Origin of the sequence: Streptomyces sp. NBC_00996, from assembly GCF_045162675.1 — a bacterium.
Taxonomy (GTDB): Bacteria; Actinomycetota; Actinomycetes; order Streptomycetales; family Streptomycetaceae; genus Streptomyces.
Genome location: NZ_CP108723.1, coordinates 6,780,554 through 6,803,245, shown reverse-complemented (window position 1 = coordinate 6,803,245; position 22,692 = coordinate 6,780,554). Strand labels below are relative to the sequence as shown.

Here is a 22,692-nt window from a genome sequence, read left to right as displayed (position 1 = left end):
CCGTACGCACGCCTCAGCCCCCACCCGGGTTACCGGGCAGGGGCTGATGTGGTGCGAGAGGGGCTCAGATCATCAGATCAGGCCGAGGGCGCGGACCGCGTCGCGCTCCTCCTCGAGCTCCTTCACCGACGCGTCGATGCGGGCGCGGGAGAACTCGTTGATGTCCAGGCCCTGGACGATCTCGTACTGGCCGTCCTTCGTGGTGACCGGGAAGGAGGAGATGAGACCCTCCGGGACGCCGTACGAACCGTCCGACGGGATCCCCATGGAGGTCCAGTCGCCGTCGGCGGTGCCGTTGACCCAGGTGTAGACGTGGTCGATGGCGGCGTTGGCGGCGGAAGCGGCGGAGGACGCGCCCCGGGCCTCGATGATCGCCGCACCGCGCTTCGCGACGGTCGGGATGAAGTCCTCGGCCAGCCACTTCTCGTCGTTGACGACCTCGGCGGCGTTCTTGCCGGCGACCGAGGCGTGGAAGATGTCCGGGTACTGGGTGGCGGAGTGGTTGCCCCAGATGGTGAGGCGCTTGATGTCCGCGACCGTCGTGCCGGTCTTCTTCGCGAGCTGGGTCAGCGCGCGGTTGTGGTCCAGGCGGGTCATGGCCGTGAAGCGCTCGGCGGGTACGTCCGGGGCGGCGGCCTGGGCGATCAGCGCGTTGGTGTTCGCCGGGTTGCCGACGACCAGGATCTTGACGTCGTCCGCGGCGTGGTCGTTGATGGCCTTGCCCTGCGGCTTGAAGATGCCGCCGTTGGCCTCCAGGAGGTCGCCGCGCTCCATGCCCTTGGTGCGGGGGCGGGCGCCGACGAGCAGACCGACGTTCGTGCCGTCGAAGGCGACGTTCGGGTCGTCCGTGATGTCGATGCCCTGAAGAAGCGGGAAGGCGCAGTCGTCGAGCTCCATGGCGGTGCCCTCGGCGGCCTTCAGCGCCGGCGTGATCTCCAGGAGGCGCAGCTTGACCGGCACGTCCGCGCCGAGCAGCTGGCCGGAGGCGATGCGGAAGAGCAGGGCGTAACCGATCTGGCCGGCCGCGCCGGTGACGGTGACGTTCACGGGAGTGCGGGTCATGGCGTTCTCCGTATGACAGCTGGCGGTGGGGCGTCCCTGCCCCGGGTGCAGGATCTTCCCTGCGTCCGCCGCGATGATCGATCAGGGGTACCGATGATCGATCTCTTGGCGTCAAGAGAGATCCGCCGTCAGGCTATCGCGCATCCGGGACCCCCGACGTCCGGGTCCGTGTGGCCCACCCCACAGAACCCCCCCGAGAGGCGGCCGCCCGGCCCGGGAGAGGGGGCGGGGCGACCGCCTGTGGGGGTACCGAGGTCCGGCCCGGAAGGGGGTGACTCCTCCCGGACGGCTCCGGATCCCGTGGGGGTACGGTGCGCCTGCCCCGGAGCGGTGCGGCCAATCCCTGCCGGGGGACGCTTTTTTCGCCCCCTCCGCCCCTACCCGTCCCGTACCTGGGGGCTGCGCCCCCAGACCCCCGCTTCGGCCTGAACGGCCTCGTCCTCAAACGCCGAACGGGCTGAAACGCCGGGCGGAAGGGAGCCGACGGGGTGGGTGGAACACACCCGCAGCCGTCGACGCACGCCCCCGGCGGAAGAGGCCGCACGCCCGCCCGCAGTGGCAACGCACGCCCCACCCACCCACCCACAGTCGCCGACGCACGGGAGGGGCCGTGACGGTACATCACATGCCCCGTCGCTTACGTGGTTGCCGACAGGCCGAGCTGTGAAGCCCAAGCGATCTGCCACCGGCGACGGGGCGGATGCACCGGCACGGCCCCGCCCCACCCACCGACGGAAGGCGAAACCACCCACCGCCGCAAACCCCACCCCGACCCGAGCCCCACCCACCGGCGGAGCACGCGACGGCACACCGCGACGCGCCGCGCCGCTACTTCGTGCAGCCCTTCTGGCCCGACTTCAGCGTCGCGCACGCCGTCGCGTCACCGGCGTCCTTGACCGCGACCATCGGGGTGTACGCGTCGGTGTCCGCGATGACCGACCCGGTCTGCTTGGCCGCGCTGCCCGACGACACCTCGACCCGGTCGCCGAGCGCGGCCTGGGTGATCCGGGCCCAGGCGGCGCCACAGATCTCGCTGTAGCGCACCTCGACGAGGGTCGTTCCGACGGTGACGCTGGTGGTGGTCTTGGCCAACTCACCGCCGCAGCCCATGTTCTCCGGGTCCTTGCCGGTGCAGCCCGCGCCGCTGCACTTCACCCCGGCCGGCAGGTCGGGATTGACGCCGGCCGAGGTCGAGGGCGTCTTGGGTGTGTCGCCCGCGTTCTTCTTGTCTCCGCCACTGGTGAGGTAGAGGGCCACCGCGATCACCACGAGCGCGCCGACGATCCCCGCGAGGAACATCGTGAGCCGCCGCCCCCGCCGCGCCCGCCGCGCCCCGCCCCTCGACCCCGCGGCGCCCGGCCGCGCGTCCTGCGGCGGCCCCCCGGCCGGCCGGGCCGGTCCGGCCGACGCCGAGGGACCGAACTGCCCGCCCCCGTCGTTCGGCGAGGCGACAGCCCCCCAACCGCCGCCGCGCCCCGCACCAGCGGACGAGGGCCCCCCGGACGAGGTCCCGCCGGACCCCGAACCGCCGCGCGAGCCGCCCCCGTACGCCGAAGCCCCGTACGAAGACGACTCCCCCGCGTCCGGACCGGATGGCTGCGACGGCACGGACGGCGCCGACGGCGGCACCGTCGGCGAGACCCCCGCGGGCCCGGCGATCCCGGGCGTCGCGGTCGCGTTGCCGCCCTTGCGCGCGGCCTGCCGGCCGTTGCTCCCCTTCGCCGGAGTCGGCCCGAACTCCCCGAGCGCGGCACGCGCCTGGGAGATCCGGATCGCCTCCATGGTCATGTCGTGGCGCATCTCCGAGCGGCTCCAGGCGCGCTCGGCGAGCTCCCACATGGTCGTCAGATGGATGGGGCTGGTCCCGGTCACCTCGGCCAGCGCGACGATCGCACCCTTGGGCGCGAGCAGCCGCCCGTTGAGGTAACGCTCCCAGGACGTCTTGCTGTAGCCCGTGCGGTCGGCCACGGCGGCAATGCTCAGCCCGCTCCGGTCGACGAGCCGACGCAGCTGGCTGGCGAACTCCCTGACCTGCGGATCGAGTTCATCCGGCAAGGCCCTCCAACGAGGCATTGCTTCCCCCCTCTTTCCCCCGTACGTGCACGACTGTTCTCCCCGCGCGTGGCCCCCTCCGCCGAGTCCCCGTTCTGGCTACCCACAGGGATGCGCTCGGTCAGGATCTCAGTTCCCGGGTTGGGGGCGCACGGGAGCATTCGGGCCAGGGCATGCACCGTTGCACGCCCGCTGGGCTGCGGTCCAGTGTCCCACCGGCACCATGTGCGACCGGTCGAACCCCTGGCCTCCGCGCGGGACGTCCCGGACCGTCCCGATTGCTCACGTTAACCCGGCTGTTGTAATGGATCAGTACATATCCCTGAACTTGTCAAGACATCGACACAACGACAACACAGGCGTGACCTCAGGGACCCCGGGAGCCCTCAGCTCACCCGAGGGTGACGGCTCCGACCACGGTGACGAGAAGGAGGGCGAGCAGAAGCAGGGCGGCGTAGAGCGGCAGGCGGCCCATGGAGGCTCCGGACGACGACACGTCGGGCGGCGGCGCGTCCCACCACGGAAGCGTGGGGTCGTCCTCGTACACGTCGGCAACGGCCCCATCCGCGGACGAACCGCCGAGCGCGAGCCCACCCCCGGACGATCCACCGGACACCGGACCGCCGGACACCGGACCGCCGGACACCGAACTGCCGGACGCCGGACCGCCGGACACCGAGTCGGCACCCATCGGCACCCGGGGCCAGACCTCCACCGCCAACTCCCAGCGCACGCCGAAGCGTTCCGTGTCCTCGGACGCGAGACCCGCGACCCGGCACAGCGCGGCGACGGCCTGCCGGGGTGGCGGCTGTGTCGCGTTGAGGTAGCGCTGCCAGGAGGACTTGCTGTACGCGGTGCGTGCGCCCAGGGCGACCAGGCTCAGGCCGGTGCGGTCCTTGAGCTGCCGCAGCTGCTCGACGAAGTGGCGCACCTCCGGCGGCAGTTGCTCCGGCAGCGGCTGCCAGGAACCCATCGCTGACCTCCCTCGGCGTTCCCTGAGCGAGGGACGACACCGGGCGGCGGGACGGTTCCAGTGAAGGGTCGGCGGCGCCGCCCGGCGGACGGTTCCCGGCACACGGCACGGACCCCGTAGCGGAATGGTCACTTCCGTGCCACAGCGAACTGCCAGGTGTTGAACAGCCTGTTCCCGTGCACAAGTGTTGACCCCGGGCGGAACACCCGCCCGATCACGGCCCGTCCTTACTCGGGGGAGAGGACGGGCCGCGGTCATGTCCGGGGTGTCCCGGCCGCGTCCGGGCACAGGCCGCGATCGCGCCCTTTCGGCCGACGGCGGCCGCACTCACCCGCGAGGCCTGACGACCGCCTCGGCGAGGATGCGCTCGGTGGCCTGGATGCCGTTGGTGCCGGGCATCCGGATGTCCATCAGGATCACGTCGGGCCGGGTCTGCGCGGCGAGCCGCACCGCCTCGTCGCCGTCCCCCGCCTCCCCGACGACCTCGATGCCGGGCGCCGCGTTCAACAGCCCCACGAGACCGGCCCGGACCAGGTCTCCGCGGCGAGGGCTACGCCAACGGGAAGTGGTGCAACTACGACACGAAGATCACCGGGACGGTCCACGACACCACGTCCGACGGCCGCTGCCCGCTCGTCCGCGGCCTGACGCGCGGTGGCGGGTACGTCGACAGCGACTGGGCGGGCCCGAAGGGCGACTCCTCACCGGTACGGCTCTACGCCCTCAGCGGCAAGTCCTTCCACCAGCTCCGGATGAAGTACATCGACTGCTGAGCGCCCGCCCGAAAAGCACGGTGGCCCGCGTCCTTCGGGGGAGGCGCGGGCCACCGTCGTACGCAAGGGGCCGGAGCTCGGAGCCGAAGGCTCAGCGCTCCGCGCTCAGCGGACCGTGAAGTGCAGGGTGTCGTCCAGGAACGGAATCTCCAGCAAAGGGTCGGGCTGAGCCATCAGCGCGAGCAGCACGATGGCCACGCCCAGCACGCCGTACGTGAGCATGTCGGTGAAGCGGGAGCGGACCGCCAGCATGCCCACGCTCGGCAGCGTCCAGCGCATCACCGCGCCCGCAAGGAGCGCTGCGCCGATAAGAATCATCCCGTACCGGAACACGTCGAGCGCGGTCAGCAGCAGGCCGAGCCCGACGGCCGACAGCACGGTGAGGATCGGCCACTGACGCGCGGGCGCCGGGGCGTCCCCGGGCGCCGCCCGGCCGCCGCCCTCGGGCCTCGCGGTGTCCCGGGTGATCCTCGGGAAGCGCCGCGTGGTGCGCCGCGGCTTCCCCTCGGCGTCGGGCGCGCTGACGGCGTCGATGGCGGTCGGTTCGTCACCGGCGTTCACGGCATGCCGCACGGCCGCCTCCGCATCCCGTACGGCCGACTCGGCGCCGGCCTTCCGCGCGCCGCGCGCCTCGCTGCTCTCGGAACCGCCCTCAGCCGACACTGCGCTCCGCCGCTTCCACCACGTTGACGAGCAGCTGGGCGCGGGTCATCGGGCCCACGCCGCCCGGGTTCGGGGAGATCCAGGCGGCGACCTCGGCGACGTCCGGGTGGACGTCACCGACGATCTTGCCCTCGGCGCTGCGCGAGACACCGACATCGAGGACGGCGGCGCCCGGCTTCACGTCCTCGGCCCGGACGAGGTGCGCGGAGCCCGCCGCGGCGACGATGATGTCGGCGCGCTTCAGGTGCGCGGAGAGGTCACGGGTGCCGGTGTGACACTGGGTGACCGTAGCGTTCTCACTGCGTCGCGTCAGCAGCAGCGGCATCGGGCGCCCGATGGTCACACCACGGCCGACGACCACGACCTCGGCGCCCTTGATCTCCACGCCGTAGCGCCGGAGCAGGGTGAGGACACCGTTGGGGGTGCACGGCAGCGGGGCCGGCTCGTTCAGCACGAGTCGCCCGAGGTTCATCGGGTGCAGACCGTCCGCGTCCTTGTCGGGGTCCATCAGCTCCAGGATGCGGTTCTCGTCGATGCCCTTGGGGAGCGGCAGCTGGACGATGTAGCCGGTGCAGGCGGGGTCCTCGTTCAGCTCGCGGACCACCGCCTCGATCTCCTCCTGCGTGGCGGTGGCGGGCAGTTCACGCTGGATGGAGGCGATGCCGACCTGAGCGCAGTCGCGGTGCTTGCCCGCGACGTACTTCTGGCTGCCGGGGTCGTCCCCGACCAGGATCGTCCCGAGGCCGGGCGTGACGCCCTTCTCCTTCAGGGCCGCCACGCGGGCGGTCAGGTCGGACTTGATCGCGGCTGCGGTGGCCTTGCCATCGAGAATCTGGGCGGTCATGCCCCCCATCCTCCCGGATGACCCGGTCCTGGTTCCAATCCGGGCACCCCGCGGCCTTCCCGCGCCCCCGCCGGGGCCTCACCGCACGGCTTCGGCCACCTTCCGGCGCCCGTTTCGACCGTATCGGGCCATGATCACCGATGTTGCACTTGCACAACACATAAGGAATGCGGCTGGACAAGTAAGAGTCGGCTAAAGAACGATGAGCAGACAGTGCCGCGGGCAGTACCGGGGGGACGGACCGCTCTGTAGAAATTCCTCCGAACCGTGCCGCGCGTCGTCCCCGCACCAGGCAACGGAGGAAAACCCGCCATGAGTTTCGGCGACCCGAACAACCCTTACGGGCAGCCGCCCCAGCAGCCCCCCGCCGCTCCGCCGGCCGCTCCCGGCTACGGCTACCCACAGGCCCCGCCCGGCGTACCGCCGCAGGGCTACGGCTACCCGCAGCAGCCGGCCTACCCCGGCTACCCGGGCGGCAACCAGATGCTTCCGCAGTCGATGCCGGGGCTTCTGGTCACGGCGCGCGTGTTCCTGTTCATCATCTCCGCAGTGCAGATCCTGGCGGCTCTGGGCTGGTTCTACTTCGCCGCCATCGCCAACGACGTGTCCAACGCGGCGGACCGCTACAGCTCGTCGTCCGACGATCCGTTCAGCTCGTTCAGTGACGGTGCCGGCATCGCCTCGGGCGTCCTGGTGGTCATCGGCCTGGTCGCGGCGGCTCTCGCGGCCCTCTCGATCACCCTCGGCGTGAAGTTCGGCAAGGGCGCCCAGGGCATCCGCATCACCACCGTCATCTACGGTGCGCTCGGCGGGATCGTCGGTCTGATCTTTCTCTTCGTCGGCCTCGACTCCGGAATGGCCTCCGCCGTCATCTTCCCGCTGATCTGGGTCGTCTTCGCCGCCATCATCACGGCGGCGCCGGTCGTGCCCAGCGGCACCGCCTGGTTTGCGCGCCCGCGTTACTGAACAACCCCACGGCACGAACAACCCTGCGCCACTGAACAGCCCGGCGTCACTGAACAGTTCACGCCATTCACTCCAAGGGCCGTGTCTCACCCTGCACAAGGGGGGACACGGCCCTGGTGCGTCTGCCTACCCTGAATCCCGTAGCCGCGCGTGCCTGATCGCCGCGATGCTGAAGTCCGAGAGCAACTTCGATGCCCATCTCTCCGATCCCGCCATGGACGAGTACGGAATCGCCCGCTGGACTCCGCGCGTACTGCGCCACGACGGAAAGCCGACGCCGGAGATCCCCAAGCCTCCCTTCACGCCCGCCCAGTCCATCCCGGCCATGAGCCGCTATCTGTGCGCGATCGCGCCGCGGCTCAAGCCGGGCCGGGACGGCGACGGACAGGTGCTGGTCGCCGCCGCGTACCGGACCTCGTACAGAAAAGTGAACGAGGCGGGCGGAGTCCCCCGAAGTACCGCTCGTACGCCGACCGCGTCGCCCACTACCTCAAGGAGTACACCGTTCCTGGAGACTGAGCGGTGATGAATCCTGTTGCCAGGACTCATGCTCAGCCGCATGCCCCGAACGGTGTTGGGCACGCTGGTCTCCCGCGTTCGCTCCGTGTCCGGGCCCAGCGCATCGTGTGCGCGGTCCGGGAATGCGGGGGCGGGTTCCCTCACGCCCGAGGCTGCCCGGTCGGGCCTGGGCGGTCCGATGCCCCACACGATCACTCCGGTCGTGTGGGGGCGGTGCCGTCCGTCGCCGGATCGGGTGCCCTTGGGCGCGCCTGCCGATCGCGATGCTCGCCGCATCGTGACGGCTGGTCTTGCGGGTCGTACTGGTGAGGGGCTTTTGCCAGTACTGAGCGCCCCACCGGGAAGTGTAGGCCGGGTCCACCGCGATGATCGCGATAGCCGTGGCGTCGGCCATCGCCGTCAGGCGGGCGCGCAGTCTGCCAGTAGGCATGCCGGAGATGAGCTGCCTGAACCGCCTCTTGCGGCCGTGCTTCTCCCTGGTCTTCTCCGCCGTGAAGTCCAGGTCCTCGATGGCGATGGCCTTCACGCCGCAGGTCCTGGCCCAGTTCAGCAGCCTCGACAGAGCATGGCGGACCTGGGCGTCACTGTGACTGACGGAACCGCTCAAGTCGTAGAAGAAGCGGCGCGGGTTGCCGACGGGGTTGCCGTGCCGGTCGAGTCGCCAGGCGGCGAGGTGATCGGCGTTGGTATCCACCCCGATCACACCGTGCGCGATGGCCGCGTCCAGCGGGATCGCCGGGGCGGGCATGTACTGCCAGGATGCGGTCAGGTACCAGCGGTCCCGCGCGACATCCAGGTGGATGCGGTAGGCGACGGCCCGGTTGGCCTCCACACGGTCGGCCCACTCGGGGCCCCGGTGCGGAAAGGCGACGCGGGCAGCAAGGACGTACCGGCCGCGAGGGGCGTTCGCCAGCCCGGCCAGCGGGGCGGGCAGCTTGATGCTCACCTCGCCGTCCGGGGTGACGCGGATGGTCTCGTTCCCGTACCGCTTGCCCGACTCACCGTCCGCCGCGAGGAACCACCGCTCCGCCTCCCACCGCGCCCGCCACTGCGTCTCGGTGAGCCGGGCATCGGCGAGGTGGTGCCGGGTGTTCAACAGGCGCTTGCCACCGCGCACCACGTGCACCCGCCCGGCCTGCGAGTCCTCCAAGACCGCCGCGTGTCGGGCCTCCAGCGCGGCCAACCGACGCGACTTGGTATGCCACTCCCCTGCGGACCGGTAGCCGCCCGGAGCATCCCTGGATCCCCTCTCGCCCACGGGCAGCGACAGGCGGTGCCGGATCGTCTGGATCCCGGCCACAAGACTCTGAATGTGCGCCGCCTGGCAACGCCGGGACAGCGCCCACTGATCATGCGACGCCTTGGTGATCGCCCCGGCCCACCGGGACGACGACAACGGCGTCAGCTCCCGCTTGCGCGCCGCCCACGTGTCCGCAGAGTGCTCCAGCCCGTCGGCGCACCGCGCCTTGAGATCCCGCGAGGCGAGCGTGCCCAGGTGCGCGCCGACCAGCCGCAGCACCCTCTCGTCCTCAACCGTGAGGTGCTTGAGCCGATCGCGCACCGCCACACCCGACGGCCCTGCAGCGACAAACGGATCAGCCGGCACCCGCAGACCCGAAACCGACCGCTCCGCCCTCCCGCGCACCACACCCACCCCCGCTCCACCCTCTGATCCGCTTGTCACACAGGACAACGAACAGCACTGGGAAAGGTCACTTGTTCTTGTCCCGAATATCCAAGCGGTCCATCCGTCGCAACCCAGCGGAGCAAGCAACGCTCGCCCCGACATACCCCTACACGGCAATACGCAAGGAACAGCCACCAATGGAACGCCTCGCCCGGGAAGGCGCGACCTTGAGAGTTCCGAGGTACCGGCGCCCTGCCGCCCCTGGGACGGTGAACGCACATCACCACAGCAGGTGGACCGGCCCGTTGTGCACGTACGTCATCGCTGGGGGGACACAGCGAAACTCAAGAAGCCCGTCGCGACGCTCTTCGCGGCGACCGCCCTGCTTGCCCGCTCGACAGTGGTGGCCTCCGCCGCGACGGCGGGGCCCGACTTCCGTGCCGAGGCTCTCGCCCCCGGACGCACGAACGCCCAGGCGACGAAGCTGCAGCAGCGGGTCGACGCCGTCCTCGCCGGGCACCCCGGCGGCCGCCAGGTCTCCGCCACCCAGGTCAAATACGACGGCCTGAACGTCACGGTCGACCCCAGCGGCAAGAACTCCACCAAGTCGGCCGACCTGAACTGTGCTTACGGACACCTGTGCATGACCGTTAGGGGCACCAACTTCGACTTCTACAAGTGCCAGACCTGGACTGTTAGCAACTGGACCGGCGACGGCCCGTTCAACAACAACCAGACGCCCGGCACGGTCGCCAAGTTCTACAACCAGGACGGCAGCGTCCGCTGGACGTCGACGGCGTACCAGAGCGGGACGTCGACGTGGGACCCGATCTACTCGCTCCGCCCGTGCTGATCTGACAGGCCTGCATACAGGCGGCCTCCGGCTCCCTCGGGGGAGGGCCGGAGGCCGCGGCGTTGCTGGACAGGCTCAGTGGAAGAAGTGGCGCGTCCCCGTGAAGTACATCGTGATGCCGGCCTTCTTCGCGGCCTCCACGACCAGCTCGTCACGGACCGAACCGCCGGGCTGGACCACGGCCTTGACACCCGCCTCGACGAGGATCTCCAGGCCGTCGGGGAACGGGAAGAACGCGTCCGAGGCGGCGTACGAGTCGCGCGCACGCTCGGCGCCCGCCCGCTCCACCGCGAGCTTCGCGGAGTCGACGCGGTTGACCTGGCCCATGCCGACGCCGACCGAGGCACCGTCCTTGGCGAGCAGGATCGCGTTGGACTTCACCGCGCGGCAGGCCCGCCAGGCGAAGGCCAGCTCGTCGAGCTCGCCCTCGTTCAGGGCTTCGCCGGTGGCGAGGGTCCAGCTCCGCGGGTTGTCGCCGTCGGCCTGGAGGCGGTCGGTGACCTGGAGCAGCGCGCCGCCGTCGATCTGCTTGACCTCGGTCGGGTTCGCGGGCGCCTTGTGGGCCCGCAGCACGCGGATGTTCTTCTTCTTGGTGAGGGCTTCGAGGGCGCCGTCCTCGTACTCGGGCGCCACGATCACCTCGGTGAAGATCTCCGCGACCTGCTCCGCCATCTCCTTCGTCACCGGCCGGTTGACCGCGATGACGCCGCCGAACGCGGACAGCGGGTCACAGGCGTGCGCCTTGCGGTGCGCCTCGGCGACGTTGGACGCGACCGCGATACCGCACGGGTTGGCGTGCTTGATGATCGCGACGCAGGGGTCCTCGTGGTCGTACGCGGCACGGCGCGCGGCGTCCGTGTCCGTGTAGTTGTTGTACGACATCTCCTTGCCGTGCAGCCGCTCGGCCTCGGCGAGACCGCCCGTGCCGTCGACGTACAGCGCGGCGCCCTGGTGCGGGTTCTCGCCGTAGCGCAGGGTGTTCTTGCGCTCGTAGGTGTGACCGAGGAAGTCCGGGAAGCCGCTGTCGTCGGCCGCGGCGTAGTCGTCCGCGAACCAGCTCGCCACCGCCACGTCGTACGAGGCGGTGTGCTGGAAGGCCTCGGCGGCGAGCCGCTTGCGGGTACGGAGGTCGAAGCCACCGGTCTTGACGGCGGAGAGCACGTCCCCGTACCGCGCCGGGCTGGTCACCACGGCAACGGACGGGTGATTCTTGGCCGCGGCCCGGACCATCGAAGGACCGCCGATGTCGATCTGCTCGACACACTCGTCGGGCGTCGCGCCCGAGGCGACGGTCTCGCGGAACGGGTAGAGGTTGACGACGACGAGGTCGAACGGCTCGACACCGAGCTCTTCCAGCTGACGCCGGTGATCGGGGAGCCGCAGGTCGGCGAGGATGCCCGCGTGGACCTTCGGGTGCAGGGTCTTGACGCGGCCGTCCAGGCACTCGGGGAAGCCGGTCAGCTCCTCGACCTTGGTGACGGGGACGCCGGCGGAGGCGATACGGGCGGCGGTGGAGCCGGTGGAGACCAGCTCGACGCCGGCTTCGTGCAGCCCGCGAGCCAGCTCCTCGAGCCCGGTCTTGTCGTAGACGCTGACGAGCGCCCGGCGAAGGGGCCGCTTGTTGCTCTCGGCGGTCACTGGATAACTACCTTTCGTCCCTCAATGCGATAGCCGTTACGGGCGAGCCGCCCCACGACATCGACGAGCAGCGTTCGCTCGACTTCCTTGATGCGCTCGTGCAGAGCGTTCTCGTCGTCCTCGTTCCGGACCTCCACCACGCCCTGAGCGATGATCGGTCCGGTGTCGACGCCGTCGTCGACGAAGTGGACGGTGCATCCGGTGACCTTCGCGCCGTACGCGAGCGCGTCGCGCACGCCGTGGGCCCCCGGGAAACTGGGCAGCAGGGCGGGATGCGTGTTGACGAAGCGCCCACCGAACCGGGCCAGGAATTCCTTCCCCACGATCTTCATGAACCCCGCGGAGACGACGAGGTCGGGCTCGTGGGCGGCGACGGCCTCGGCGAGAGCGTGGTCCCACTCGTCCCGGCTGTCGTAGTCCTTGACCCGGTGGACGAAGGTGGGGATGCCGGCCCGCTCGGCGCGCGCAAGCCCCTCGATACCGTCCCGATCGGCCCCGACGGCCACGATCTCGGCTCCATAGGCCTCGGTGCCATGGGTCGCGATGGCATCGAGCAGTGCCTGCAGATTCGTACCTGATCCGGAGACCAGCACGACGAGGCGCTTGGCCTTGGCCACGACGGGGCCCTTTCTCGGGGGAGCGTTTGTACGGTCGTACGAATGCTTCGTGCCCCGGGATACGGGGAAGTCTACGAAGCGGTCGACCGTCAGCAACGATACCGGCACACCTGGCGGCCCCCACGGGACGGGGGCGTGGCCGGAAGGTAGCGTCTGGGGAGGATCCACCCGGGAACACCGTCCACCACGGGGGAACGCCCTGCGCATGCGGGACGTTGACCTGTGACGAGCACGAAAGGCTCGGGGCACGGGCCCTGGGTGCGATCGTCCCGGGTCCTGGGCCTTGGGCGGACGTGCGAGCTCGGGGCGTGTACCCGGGGTGCGACGCTCGGGGCGCGAGTCCTGGGGGACGAAAATCCTGGGTTCGAGCCCGAGGGTAAGAAGCTCGGGGCGTCAGCCCGGGGTACGACGCTCGGGACGCCAGTCCTGGGCATCGAAAATCCTGGGCGCGAGCCCGGGGGCAGAAAGCCCTGGACGCGAGCCCGGGGTACGACGCTCGGGACGCCAGTCCTGGGCATCGAAAATCCTGGACGCGAGCCCGGGGGCAGAAAGCCCTGGACGCGAGCCCGGGGTACGACGCTCGGGACGCCAGTCCTGGGCATCGAAAATCCTGGGCGCGAGCCCGGGGGCAGAAAGCCCTGGACGCGAGCCCGGGGGCAAGGAGCTCGGGGCGTCAGCCCGGGGCTCGACACCTGGGGCGCGAGCCCGGGGTGAAGAAGCTCGGGGCGCGTCGCGAGCACGATGCCGTGTGGACACGCCGCCCGCCAGAACCACCAAGGGGAAGACGCACACCTGATGCCGGACCGCAGTCTCCGACTCCCTCCGCTGCTGCTGCGCGAGCAGCGCCCTTCGCCCACCCCGCCGCGGTCGAGCGGGGACGCGCCCGCGGACAGGAACGGCTCCGCGGGTGGACGCGGCTCGGCGGGCGGGAACGGCTCCTCGGACGATCGGGGTCCCGACGCTCCTGCCACTCCCCCCTCGAACTCCGACGACAATCCGTTCGCTCCGCCCCCGGAGGGCACGCCCGACCGGCCGTGGCAGCCGAGGCGGCCCGCGAGCGGGCAGGGAGCGGACGGCAGCGGTGGGGGCGACCAGAGCGGGCAGTCCCCGTGGGGCAGCCAGTGGAGCGACCGGCAGCCCGGGCCTTCGAGCGGCGGCCGTTTCGGTGACAGGCCCGGAGCGCCACAGGGACAGGGCGGTCCGGAAGGACCCGGCGGCGGTCCGGGCAGCGGCATGCGCTGGGACCCGACGGATCCGGCTCAGCGCCGCGCGCGCTATGCCCTGCTCGCCGGGATGTGGGCGTTCTTCTTCGCCCTCTTCAGCTGGCCGTACGTGGCGCTGTTGCTCGGCGCGCTCGCCCTGTACTGGGGTGGCAGCGCGCTGCGTGCCAAGCCCCGGACTCCGAATCCGGACACTCCGGCGCCCGATCCGAACTCCCGCCCCCAGACGACCGCCGCGGTGAGCGGGCTCGTCACCGCCTCGCTGGCCATCGTCATGGTCGCGGCGGCCTTCGCCGCGCAGCTCGTCTACAGCGACTACTACTCCTGCACGAACGACGCCCTGACCCACGCCGCGAAGCAGTCCTGCAACGACCTCCTCCCGAAGGACCTCCGGGGCCTGCTGGGAACACACGGCTGACGGCAGGCGCCGGGCGGCGGTTTTCGCCCCCTCCGCCCCTACCCGTCCCGTACCGGGGGCTGCCGCCCCCAGACCGGTGCAGCGGGCGGCGCCCCCCCCCCCGGCGGGGTCTGGGGCGGAGCCCCAGGGGACGGGAATGGGTAGGGGCGGAGGGGCGGGAAAACACCCCCTGTGAACCCTCAGACGGAGTCCGGCGGCTCCGGAGGCGTGGACGCCTCCTTGAGCGCCTCCCAACGGGCCTCGCGGCGCAGGTCCTCGTGCCAGGGGGAACCCGTGACGTCGTCCGGAAGGAAGACATACGGTTCGCAGGGCTCGAGCGAGGAGTCCAGCACCCCCGGATGGGGTTGAGCGGCGGCGGGCGGCACCGTCGCCGTCGACACATCGGCCGACGACCGCCGCGCCCGTGACGACCACGGCAGCCACGAGGGCCACGACGGCCGCGGCATCCGAACGACCCGCCCGGCAGAAGACGTACCCGGCCGAGCCTCCCGAAGCCGCCACCCCCGCACCCCCACCGCCACAGGAACCCCCACCACCCCGGTCCACACCACCGCCACAGGCCCCACCTGCCACCACACCGGACCGAAGTGGGCGAGCGCCGCCATCCCGAGCGCCCCCCCGGCCAGCCCGGCCAGCACCGCGAGCGCGACGCCGCACAGCCCGGCGGCCAGCACGACCGCGGCGACCACCCGCCCCCGGGACCAGCCCGCATCCCCCGCCCCGGAACCGGGCACGGCCGCCGCCACCACGAACCACGCCACCGTCACCCCCGCGGCCACCGGTACCGCCCCACTCGCCCAGCTCAACGGCCCCCCAGCCCCCGGCACCGCCGCCAACAGCGGGAACGCGGGCAGCAGCGACCCCGGCGCAGCCCCCGACAGCGGCCCCACCACATGCCCGGCACCGAGGACGACCCCGGGCCCGAGCCCGTACGCCGCCCCCCACACCGCCGCGTTCGGCACGAGAGCGAGGCAGAGCAGCAGCACGGCGAACCGCCCCGACCACACATCGGTGAGCTGCAGGAACGAGTCGCGAGCCGTCCCTCCGTGCCACACCAGCGACGCCGCCACGAGCAACGCCCCGCCCCCGACAAGCACCGCCACCCCGGCTCCGGCCGCCCGCATCACACCGCCGAGGAACCGGGGAGCCTCCGGTGCCACGGAATCGGGGGCGCCGACGGAACGACGTACGCCGGAAAGCGGCAGCGCCGCCGGGACCCGTCGCATCCAGGGCGGCATCGGCCCCCGCGGACGCCCGTAGGCCGTCCACACCCCCGCCCCCGCCGCCCCGAGCGCAAGCAGCGGCAGGCACACCGCGGTCCACGCCCAGGAAGGCCGCAACGCGCCGCCCGAGGCATACAGCGCGGCGGCCGTGCCGACGGACAGATAGCCCATGACGACCCCGGCCCACGCCGTGCGCGGCCCCGCCTCGGACTCGGCGTCGGACGCGTCGCGCCCCGCCCGGTGCAGCAGCCACACCGGCAGCACGAGAAGCAGCAGCGGTGTCACCCCCACCGGCATGGGCAGGCCCGACAAGGTGTCGGTGCGGATCAACTCCACACCGTGGGCGAGGAGCCAGAGCGCCGCGGCCACGTGCAGCGCCCCTTCGGGCCCGCTGTCCGGGTACGGCGAGCCGATCCACAGCACCATGACGAGGACGGCGAACGAGCCGAGCCCGAGCCCCGCAGCGAGGGCGCCACCCATGAGGCTGGCGGCCAGTCCGGGGGAACGGTCGCGCATCCGGGTGAGCAGGGGCGACAACGACAGCCTGCGGTCGGTCATTTGGGTCACGGATCTCATGCTCCCAACGACACGCGCTTTCTCGTCGTAACAGGCGAACCCCGGATGTGTCGCTCAATATGCATCTATGTACTTTTTCGTACGAAAGGGCACCCTGTGGAGTCCGGCATGACACGGAGCCCTGCTACCCCGCTGCCGGCCCCCGAGGAGCGCCGCCGTCTCCGCGAGGCCCAGTCACTGACCCAGGCCGAGGTCGCCTCCAGACTGGGCGTCACCCGTGTGACGGTGCGCTCCTGGGAGACCGGTCGTACGACGCCGCGTGGCCGCAAGCGAGAAGCGTACGCACAGCTGCTGACCGAGCCGGCGTGCGCGGAGCCCGAGGTGACCGTCCGTCACGAGCAGGCCGTTCCGGCGCCGGTGGGTGTCGGCGTCTCGCCATCCTCCCCCGCGGAGAAGCCGTCCGAGGAAGCGGAATCCGCGCTGCCCACTGCCGCGCTGACGCCCGCTCAGGCCTTCGACGCCCTCTACGCGTTCTGCGCCCCCGCCCTCGTACGGCAGACATATCTGCTCACCGGGCGCCGCGAGCTGGCGCGTGAGTCCGTGGAGCGGGCCTTCCAACTGGCCTGGCACCGCTGGCCCGAGGTGGCCGTGGACCGGGATCCGGCCGGCTGGGTGCGGGCGGCCGCGTACGAGTACGCGCTCTCCTCCTGGCACCGGATGCGGCTGCGCCACCGGCACCCGGAGGCACCGCCCGCCGACGCTGCCGACCGCGCGCTGCTCGATGTACTCCTGAAGCTGCCGCCGGTGTACCGGCGCACGCTCCTGTTGTACGACGGTGTGGGCCTCGACCTGCCGGAGACTGCGGCCGAGACGGAGGCGAGCACGCCCGCCGCGGCCAACCGGCTGCTGCACGCGCGGAAGGCCGTCGCGGCGCGCATGCCGGAGCTGGCGGTGCCGGAGGAACTGCACCAACGGCTCGCCGAACTCGCGAGCACGGAGCGGCTGCGGGCGGCGAAGCCCCAGAGCGTCCGCTGGCACGGCGAACGGCGCGCCCGTCGCTGGACCCGCGCGGCCATCGCCTTCACGGTCCTGCTCATCGGCACCACGGCCCTGACGCTCCGCTCGGCCCCGGACCACTACGAGGCCCCCCTGTCCCCGCCCGAAACGGTCCACGGAGTACCACCCCGCGTCGCCCCGGGCCCCCTCTCCCCGCCCCAACTGAAGCTTCGCACCAAGCTCAAGTCGGAAACGGCAAGCGGCCCGGAACGGCTGGTCCCCGACAGCAGGTGACGCGACGGCCGACCGTCCGATCCGTTGCCGCTGTGGGCCATCGCCCCGCAGGGCGATGGGGGTCGGTCTCCTGCTCGGGCCAAGCCGAGAGCTGGGGGGGGAGGGTGGGCACAGCCACCAACGCCGGGCGCCTTGCAAGGAGGCTCCCGCCCCGGAAACGCGAGTGGGCCCGCACCCCGGCAAGGGGTGCGGGCCCACTGGACGTTCAGCCCAGCAGAGCGTCAGCCCGCAAGGATCTCGCGCGCAAGCTTCGCCGTCTCGGTCGGCGTCTTGCCGACCTTGACGCCGGCGGCCTCGAGGGCCTCCTTCTTCGCGGCGGCCGTACCGGAGGACCCGGAGACGATGGCGCCGGCGTGGCCCATGGTCTTGCCCTCGGGCGCGGTGAAGCCGGCGACGTAGCCGACGACCGGCTTGGTCACGTTGGCCTTGATGAAGTCCGCGGCCCGCTCCTCCGCGTCGCCACCGATCTCACCGATCATCACGATCAGGTCGGTGTCGGGGTCGGCCTCGAACGCGGCGAGCGCATCGATGTGCGTGGTGCCGATGACCGGGTCGCCACCGATGCCCACGGCGGACGAGAAGCCGATGTCACGGAGCTCGTACATCATCTGGTACGTCAGCGTGCCGGACTTCGAGACCAGACCGATGCGGCCCGGCTTCGTGATGTCGCCCGGGATGATGCCGGCGTTCGACTGGCCCGGCGTGATGAGACCGGGGCAGTTCGGGCCGATGATGCGGGTCTTGTTGCCCTTCGACTTCGCGTACGCCCAGAAGGCGGCGGAGTCGTGGACGGCGATGCCCTCGGTGATGACGACAGCGAGGGGGATCTCCGCGTCGATCGCCTCGACGACGGCGGCCTTGGCGAAGGCCGGCGGCACGAAGAGGACGGACACGTTGGCGCCGGTCTTCTCCATGGCCTCGGCGACCGTGCCGAAGACGGGGATCTCGTGGCCGTCGATCTCGACCGACGTGCCCGCCTTGCGCGGGTTCACGCCACCGACGATGTTCGTGCCGTCGGCCAGCATGAGCTTGGTGTGCTTCATGCCCGTGGCACCGGTCATGCCCTGGACGATGACCTTGCTGTCCTTGTTGAGGAAGATAGCCATGGCTGTGGTTTTCCCTCGTCCCTTACTTGGCCGCGGCCAGCTCGGCGGCCTTGTCGGCCGCGCCGTCCATGGTGTCCACGCGCTGCACGAGCGGGTGGTTGGCGTCCGACAGGATCCTGCGACCCAGCTCGGCGTTGTTGCCGTCCAGACGGACGACCAGCGGCTTGGTGACTTCCTCGCCCTTGTCGGCGAGCAGCTGCAGCGCCTGGACGATGCCGTTGGCGACCTCGTCACAGGCGGTGATGCCACCGAAGACGTTGACGAAGACGGACTTGACGTCCGGGTCGCCGAGGATGATCTCCAGACCGTTCGCCATGACGGCCGCGGAGGCGCCGCCGCCGATGTCGAGGAAGTTGGCGGGCTTCACGCCGCCGTGGTTCTCACCGGCGTACGCGACGACGTCCAGGGTGCTCATGACGAGACCCGCGCCGTTGCCGATGATGCCGACCTCGCCGTCGAGCTTGACGTAGTTGAGGTTCTTGGCCTTGGCGGCGGCCTCGAGCGGGTTGGCCGCCGCGTGGTCGACGAGCGCCTCGTGCTCCGGCTGGCGGAACTCGGCGTTCTCGTCCAGCGACACCTTGCCGTCGAGCGCGATGACGCGGCCGTCGGCGACCTTGGCGAGCGGGTTCACCTCGACGAGGAGGGCGTCCTCCTTGATGAAGGTGTCCCACAGCGTCACCAGGATCTCGGCGACCTGCTCCGCGACCTCGGCAGGGAACTTCGCCTGGGCGACGATCTCGCGGGCCTTCTCGATCGAGACGCCCTCATTGGCGTCGACCGGGACCTTCGCGAGGGCCTCGGGGTTCTCCTCCGCGACGACCTCGATCTCCACGCCGCCCTGGACGGACGCCATGGCGAGGAAGGTGCGGTTGGTGCGGTCGAGGAGGTACGAGACGTAGTACTCCTCGGCGATCTCCGGAGCGGTCTCGGCGATCATCACCTTGTGGACCGTGTGGCCCTTGATGTCCATGCCGAGGATGTCCGTCGCGCGGGCGACGGCCTCGTCCGGGGTGGCGGCGAGCTTCACGCCACCGGCCTTGCCACGGCCACCGACCTTCACCTGGGCCTTGACGACGGACTTGCCGCCAAGACGCTCGGTCGCCTCGCGGGCTGCCTCAGGCGTGTCAATGACTTCACCGGCCAGCACCGGTACACCGTGCTTGGCGAAGAGGTCCCTCGCCTGGTACTCGAACAGGTCCACGCGCGTCCGTCCCTATCAGTGATCTCGCGGTTCGTTGGATGCGTGGGCGTGCCGCGAAGGGCAACGTGACGTCCGCTGTCACAAGGGTGGCGCACACGGTGTCCGAGCGCGCGGCATGTCCGTCTCGCAGGTTATCGCCGCCGGGTGCGGGTCCCTAAATCGCAGATCACACATGAGCGGTGATACCTGTCACAGAGCAGGGCCTCACCAGGCTGGGGTTTGCCTGGTGAGGCCCTTTGAACAGCCCCTGGTACGGGGCTCAGGGCCGGGTGGTCCCCACCCCAATGGGGACCACCCGGCCCCACCGCGGGGTTCCGGTCGCACGGACCGACGGCTTTCGGCCGTTCGGGGCCGTCGCCCTGCGGAGTCGGTCGGATGCCGTACGTCGGCTTCGCCGGATGTCGCCGTACGGCACATGGGGGAAGCGTCAGATGCTGTACGCGCCGTACTGCGCGTCCTGCACGTAGCTCGGCGCGACCGACCGGGCCACGCCCTGGACGCCACCGACGGCGTTGCCCGCGAGGGGGCCGCCGGTCGCCTCGACGGTTCCGTTCAGGCCCTGGGCGAAGGGACCGACCTGGCCGACGAAGCCGCCCGCGAACGGGGCGACCTGGCCGACGGTGTGGTCGGCGAACGGCCGCACATCGCCCGTGACGCCGTACGACAACCCGGTGGCGCTGCCCTCGACGCCCGCCACGACCGGCTGCACGAAGTCGACGACCGGCTGCACCGCGCCGGCCACATCCCCGGCGAAGGGCTGCACGTCGTCGGTGACGACACCCTGCGCGAACGGGGCCACCGGGCCGGTGACGCCGTACGCCAGCGTCCCCGCGTCGCCCACGACGCCGCCCGCGAAGGGCTGGACGTCGCCGGCCACGCCGTACGCCAGCACACCCGCGTCCCCGACGGCCTGACCGGCCACCGGGACGACGCCGTGCACGGCGGTCGCCGCGACGGGCGGCAGGGCGGAGGCGGCCGTGTCACCGACGACCTGGCCGGCGAGACCTCCGGCCAGCGGCTGTACGTCACCGGCGGCGCCGTACGCCAGGGTGCTCGCGTCACCCGTGGCACCGTGCGCCAGGGTCGTCGCGTCCGCCGTGGCGACGTGCGCCAGGGCCGCGGCGTGACCGGCGGCGTCGTACGCCAGCGTGGTCGCGTTGCCCACGGCGCCGTACGTCAGCGCAGTCACGTTGCCGACGGCGTGGTCCACGACCGGGGTGACGCCGTGGACGGCGGTGCCGGCGACGGGCGGCAGCGCGGCGGCCGCGGTCTCGCCGACCATCGGGACCGCGATGCCGGTGGCGGTGCCGACGGCGCCCTGGACCGCACCCTGGACCCGTGCGGGCGCACCGGTGACCGTCGTGCCCGCGGTCCGCTGCGCGGTGGCGACGGTCTGCTGTGCCTTCGTCTGCACGGCGGACGGCACCCCGGCGGCGGTGCGCTGGACGGCGGCGAGCTTGGTCTGCGCGCCCGCGAGGGCCTGCTCCATCTCCGGAGCGAAGGCGGAGAGCGGGCCGAAGAGGTAGTCGATCTCGTCCTGCGGAGCGCCGGCATCGGCGACCGTCTCCTCGGCCTTGCCCGTCACCCGGTCGGCGACGGCGGTCTTCGTCTGCGAGAGGTGGTTGACGGAGGGGACCTTGGCGTCGACGTAGCGGCGGGCGTGGTCGGCGGTCCTGGTCGTCGCGGTGGTGGCGGTCTTCTTGACGGTGGCGGTGGCGTTGTCGGCCGTGGACCGGGTCTTGGCGGCCGCGTCCGTGACGGTCGAGGCCGCGCCGTCGGCGGCGGTGCCGCCGGTGACGCCTTCGGTGACGCCGGAGACCGTGCTCTGCACGTCGCTCGTCACGTTCCCGACGACGCCGTCGACGGTGCCGGTGACCGAGCCGACGGTGTCCGGGACGTCGAGGCCGACGTCGGGAGTGGCCAAGGACGACGCGGGCAGCTCGTCCGCGCTGGCGACGGCGGAGCCGAGCGCCCACGCGCCGGTGACACCGGCGGCTATGACGATGGAACGGCGGATGTTCTTGTTCATGCGTACGTCAGATCCTTCGGGATTCCGAGAGTTCGGGACATTCCGGTGAATTCCGGGGGCGTCCGTCCGGGGATCGGAGGGGTGTCCGGACGGCGGGCAGACCTGTTCCGCCCCCGCGCGGCAGGTCGTTCAGCGGGGGAAGGGCTGCCCTAGCCGGGGAAAACGGGAATGTCCCGGTACCTGTCCCGGGTCTCGGCCGCGGTGATGACCGCGGAAGCGCCGGGCGCGAGCCGCAGCGGCGCCCGGTGGTTCGAAGTGACGGCATGCGGATCGCCGTGCCGCGGCGGGCCGTTGTCGACCGCGAACTGGTTGCCCAGCGCGCCGGTCGGGTCGCCGGGGGGTGCCTGGCGTGCGGGCGCCTGTTCCGCTCGGGTGCCGCCGTGGTCGCGGCTCGCGGCGACCCCATCGGTGTCGGCGGCGGGACCACTCGGCCCGTACCAGGCGTCGGCGGGTGCGTCCGAGCGACGCGCCGCCTTGTCCTGCTCGTCCGCGGCGGCCGGCCGCTGGGCCACCCCGCTCGACGGCTGCGGGGCCGAACCGACGGGCGCAGTCCGCGCACCCGCACCGGGGATCGCGGGCAGGTCGGGGAGTCCCGGCACGGACGGCAGTACGTCCGGCGGGGTTGCACGCAGTCCGCCGGTGACCGTCTTCACCGCGTCACCGATCGGCCGTACGGCGGTGTCGGCGGCCGGCTGGACGAGGTCGCCGACGGACTCGCCGACATGGCGAACGGCGTCGGTGGCCGACTGTCCAACTTGGCGAACGGTGACGGCGGTCGGCTGTCCGACATGGCGAACGGTGTCGGTGACGTGCGTGACGGCACTCGTCCGGTTGGCGCCGGCCTCGGGGGCCGACGTGCCCGCTGTCACCACCCGATCCGCCGTGCTTCTCGCCGACTGCACGACCCCCGCCGCAGTCGTCGGCACCGCCCCGTCGGCCGCGTGCGCCTTCTCCCCGCAGAGGAACCCGAGTACGAACAACCCACCCACCAGCAGCACCACTTGCAGCGCACGCCGACCGGCCGCCGTACGCATCACGCGCACAGCGGCACCGGGCAGTGCGACTGAGGGGGTCAAGAGGGGGAGGATCCTCCCGTACGAAG

At 71.6% G+C, this 22,692-nt stretch carries 16 protein-coding genes and 4 pseudogenes; 6 read left to right on the top strand and 14 right to left on the bottom strand.

The annotated features are described in order from the left end of the window. Positions 1–72: 72 nt before the first annotated feature. On the bottom strand, positions 73–1,062 hold the full coding sequence (locus OG390_RS31970) for a malate dehydrogenase (RefSeq protein ID WP_399076976.1): 990 nt from the start codon (positions 1,060–1,062) through the stop codon (positions 73–75). Positions 1,063–1,373: 311 nt separating this feature from the next. Here OG390_RS31970 and OG390_RS31965 point away from each other — a divergent pair. After that, positions 1,374–1,531 (top strand): annotated as a pseudogene (locus OG390_RS31965) (cobyrinic acid a,c-diamide synthase); the annotation flags it as partial. Between the two features lie 359 nt (positions 1,532–1,890). Here the strand turns inward: OG390_RS31965 and OG390_RS31960 are convergent. From OG390_RS31960 to OG390_RS31940, 5 genes and pseudogenes are all read right to left on the bottom strand, one after another. After that, on the bottom strand, positions 1,891–3,135 hold the full coding sequence (locus OG390_RS31960) for a DUF2690 domain-containing protein (RefSeq protein ID WP_406172858.1): 1,245 nt from the start codon (positions 3,133–3,135) through the stop codon (positions 1,891–1,893). 370 nt (positions 3,136–3,505) lie between these two features. Further along, positions 3,506–4,087: a helix-turn-helix domain-containing protein gene (locus OG390_RS31955; protein ID WP_406172857.1), complete on the bottom strand. Its 582-nt coding sequence runs from the start codon at positions 4,085–4,087 to the stop codon at positions 3,506–3,508. A 345-nt stretch (positions 4,088–4,432) separates the two neighbouring features. Then, positions 4,433–4,621: pseudogene (locus OG390_RS31950) on the bottom strand (response regulator transcription factor); the annotation flags it as partial. A gap of 344 nt (positions 4,622–4,965) precedes the next feature. After that, positions 4,966–5,433 (bottom strand): DUF3017 domain-containing protein, encoded by a 468-nt coding sequence (locus OG390_RS31945; RefSeq protein ID WP_406177955.1) that lies wholly within the window; start codon positions 5,431–5,433, stop codon positions 4,966–4,968. 79 nt (positions 5,434–5,512) lie between these two features. Further along, positions 5,513–6,367: a bifunctional methylenetetrahydrofolate dehydrogenase/methenyltetrahydrofolate cyclohydrolase gene (locus tag OG390_RS31940; protein ID WP_399076982.1), complete on the bottom strand. Its 855-nt coding sequence runs from the start codon at positions 6,365–6,367 to the stop codon at positions 5,513–5,515. 312 nt (positions 6,368–6,679) lie between these two features. On the opposite strand from OG390_RS31940, the gene OG390_RS31935 reads away from it, so the two are divergent. Next, positions 6,680–7,333 (top strand): hypothetical protein, encoded by a 654-nt coding sequence (locus OG390_RS31935; protein WP_406172856.1) that lies wholly within the window; start codon positions 6,680–6,682, stop codon positions 7,331–7,333. Between the two features lie 154 nt (positions 7,334–7,487). Next, positions 7,488–7,852, top strand: a pseudogene (locus tag OG390_RS31930) (lytic transglycosylase domain-containing protein); the annotation flags it as partial. On the opposite strand, the pseudogene OG390_RS31925 reads toward OG390_RS31930, so the two are convergent. Beyond that, positions 7,824–9,497: pseudogene (locus OG390_RS31925) on the bottom strand (IS200/IS605 family accessory protein TnpB-related protein). The pseudogenes OG390_RS31930 and OG390_RS31925 sit on opposite strands and share 29 nt — an antisense overlap. Positions 9,498–9,786: 289 nt before the next feature. On the opposite strand from OG390_RS31925, the gene OG390_RS31920 reads away from it, so the two are divergent. Further along, the gene (locus OG390_RS31920) at positions 9,787–10,332 is read left to right on the top strand and encodes a hypothetical protein (RefSeq protein WP_406172855.1); all 546 of its coding nucleotides are present in this window, start codon (positions 9,787–9,789) and stop codon (positions 10,330–10,332) included. A gap of 75 nt (positions 10,333–10,407) precedes the next feature. Here the strand turns inward: OG390_RS31920 and purH are convergent, their stop codons facing one another. Then, positions 10,408–11,970: a bifunctional phosphoribosylaminoimidazolecarboxamide formyltransferase/IMP cyclohydrolase gene (gene purH, locus OG390_RS31915; protein WP_406172854.1), complete on the bottom strand. Its 1,563-nt coding sequence runs from the start codon at positions 11,968–11,970 to the stop codon at positions 10,408–10,410. Next, the gene (gene purN / locus OG390_RS31910; RefSeq protein WP_406172853.1) at positions 11,967–12,587 is read right to left on the bottom strand and encodes a phosphoribosylglycinamide formyltransferase; all 621 of its coding nucleotides are present in this window, start codon (positions 12,585–12,587) and stop codon (positions 11,967–11,969) included. The genes purH and purN overlap by 4 nt, the downstream gene beginning before the upstream one ends. Positions 12,588–13,382: 795 nt before the next feature. Between purN and OG390_RS31905 the strand changes: the two genes are divergently transcribed. Then, the gene (locus OG390_RS31905; protein WP_406172852.1) at positions 13,383–14,225 is read left to right on the top strand and encodes a hypothetical protein; all 843 of its coding nucleotides are present in this window, start codon (positions 13,383–13,385) and stop codon (positions 14,223–14,225) included. 179 nt (positions 14,226–14,404) lie between these two features. Here the strand turns inward: OG390_RS31905 and OG390_RS31900 are convergent, their stop codons facing one another. After that, positions 14,405–16,024: a DUF6350 family protein gene (locus OG390_RS31900; RefSeq protein ID WP_406172851.1), complete on the bottom strand. Its 1,620-nt coding sequence runs from the start codon at positions 16,022–16,024 to the stop codon at positions 14,405–14,407. Between the two features lie 108 nt (positions 16,025–16,132). On the opposite strand from OG390_RS31900, the gene OG390_RS31895 reads away from it, so the two are divergent. Next, a complete protein-coding gene (locus OG390_RS31895) occupies positions 16,133–17,254 on the top strand; it encodes a sigma factor-like helix-turn-helix DNA-binding protein (RefSeq protein ID WP_406172850.1) in 1,122 nt (373 codons plus the stop codon). A 221-nt stretch (positions 17,255–17,475) separates the two neighbouring features. On the opposite strand, the gene sucD is transcribed toward OG390_RS31895, so the two are convergent. From sucD to OG390_RS31875, 4 genes are all read right to left on the bottom strand, one after another. Next, positions 17,476–18,360, bottom strand: a complete 885-nt coding sequence (gene sucD, locus OG390_RS31890; RefSeq protein WP_406172849.1) for a succinate--CoA ligase subunit alpha — start codon at positions 18,358–18,360, stop codon at positions 17,476–17,478. Between the two features lie 22 nt (positions 18,361–18,382). After that, a complete protein-coding gene (gene sucC, locus OG390_RS31885) occupies positions 18,383–19,561 on the bottom strand; it encodes an ADP-forming succinate--CoA ligase subunit beta (protein ID WP_369248679.1) in 1,179 nt (392 codons plus the stop codon). A 427-nt stretch (positions 19,562–19,988) separates the two neighbouring features. Further along, complete coding sequence (locus OG390_RS31880; protein ID WP_406172848.1) at positions 19,989–21,590, bottom strand: hypothetical protein; 1,602 nt, start codon at positions 21,588–21,590, stop codon at positions 19,989–19,991. Between the two features lie 149 nt (positions 21,591–21,739). Beyond that, positions 21,740–22,666 (bottom strand): hypothetical protein, encoded by a 927-nt coding sequence (locus OG390_RS31875; RefSeq protein WP_406172847.1) that lies wholly within the window; start codon positions 22,664–22,666, stop codon positions 21,740–21,742. Positions 22,667–22,692 lie beyond the last annotated feature (26 nt).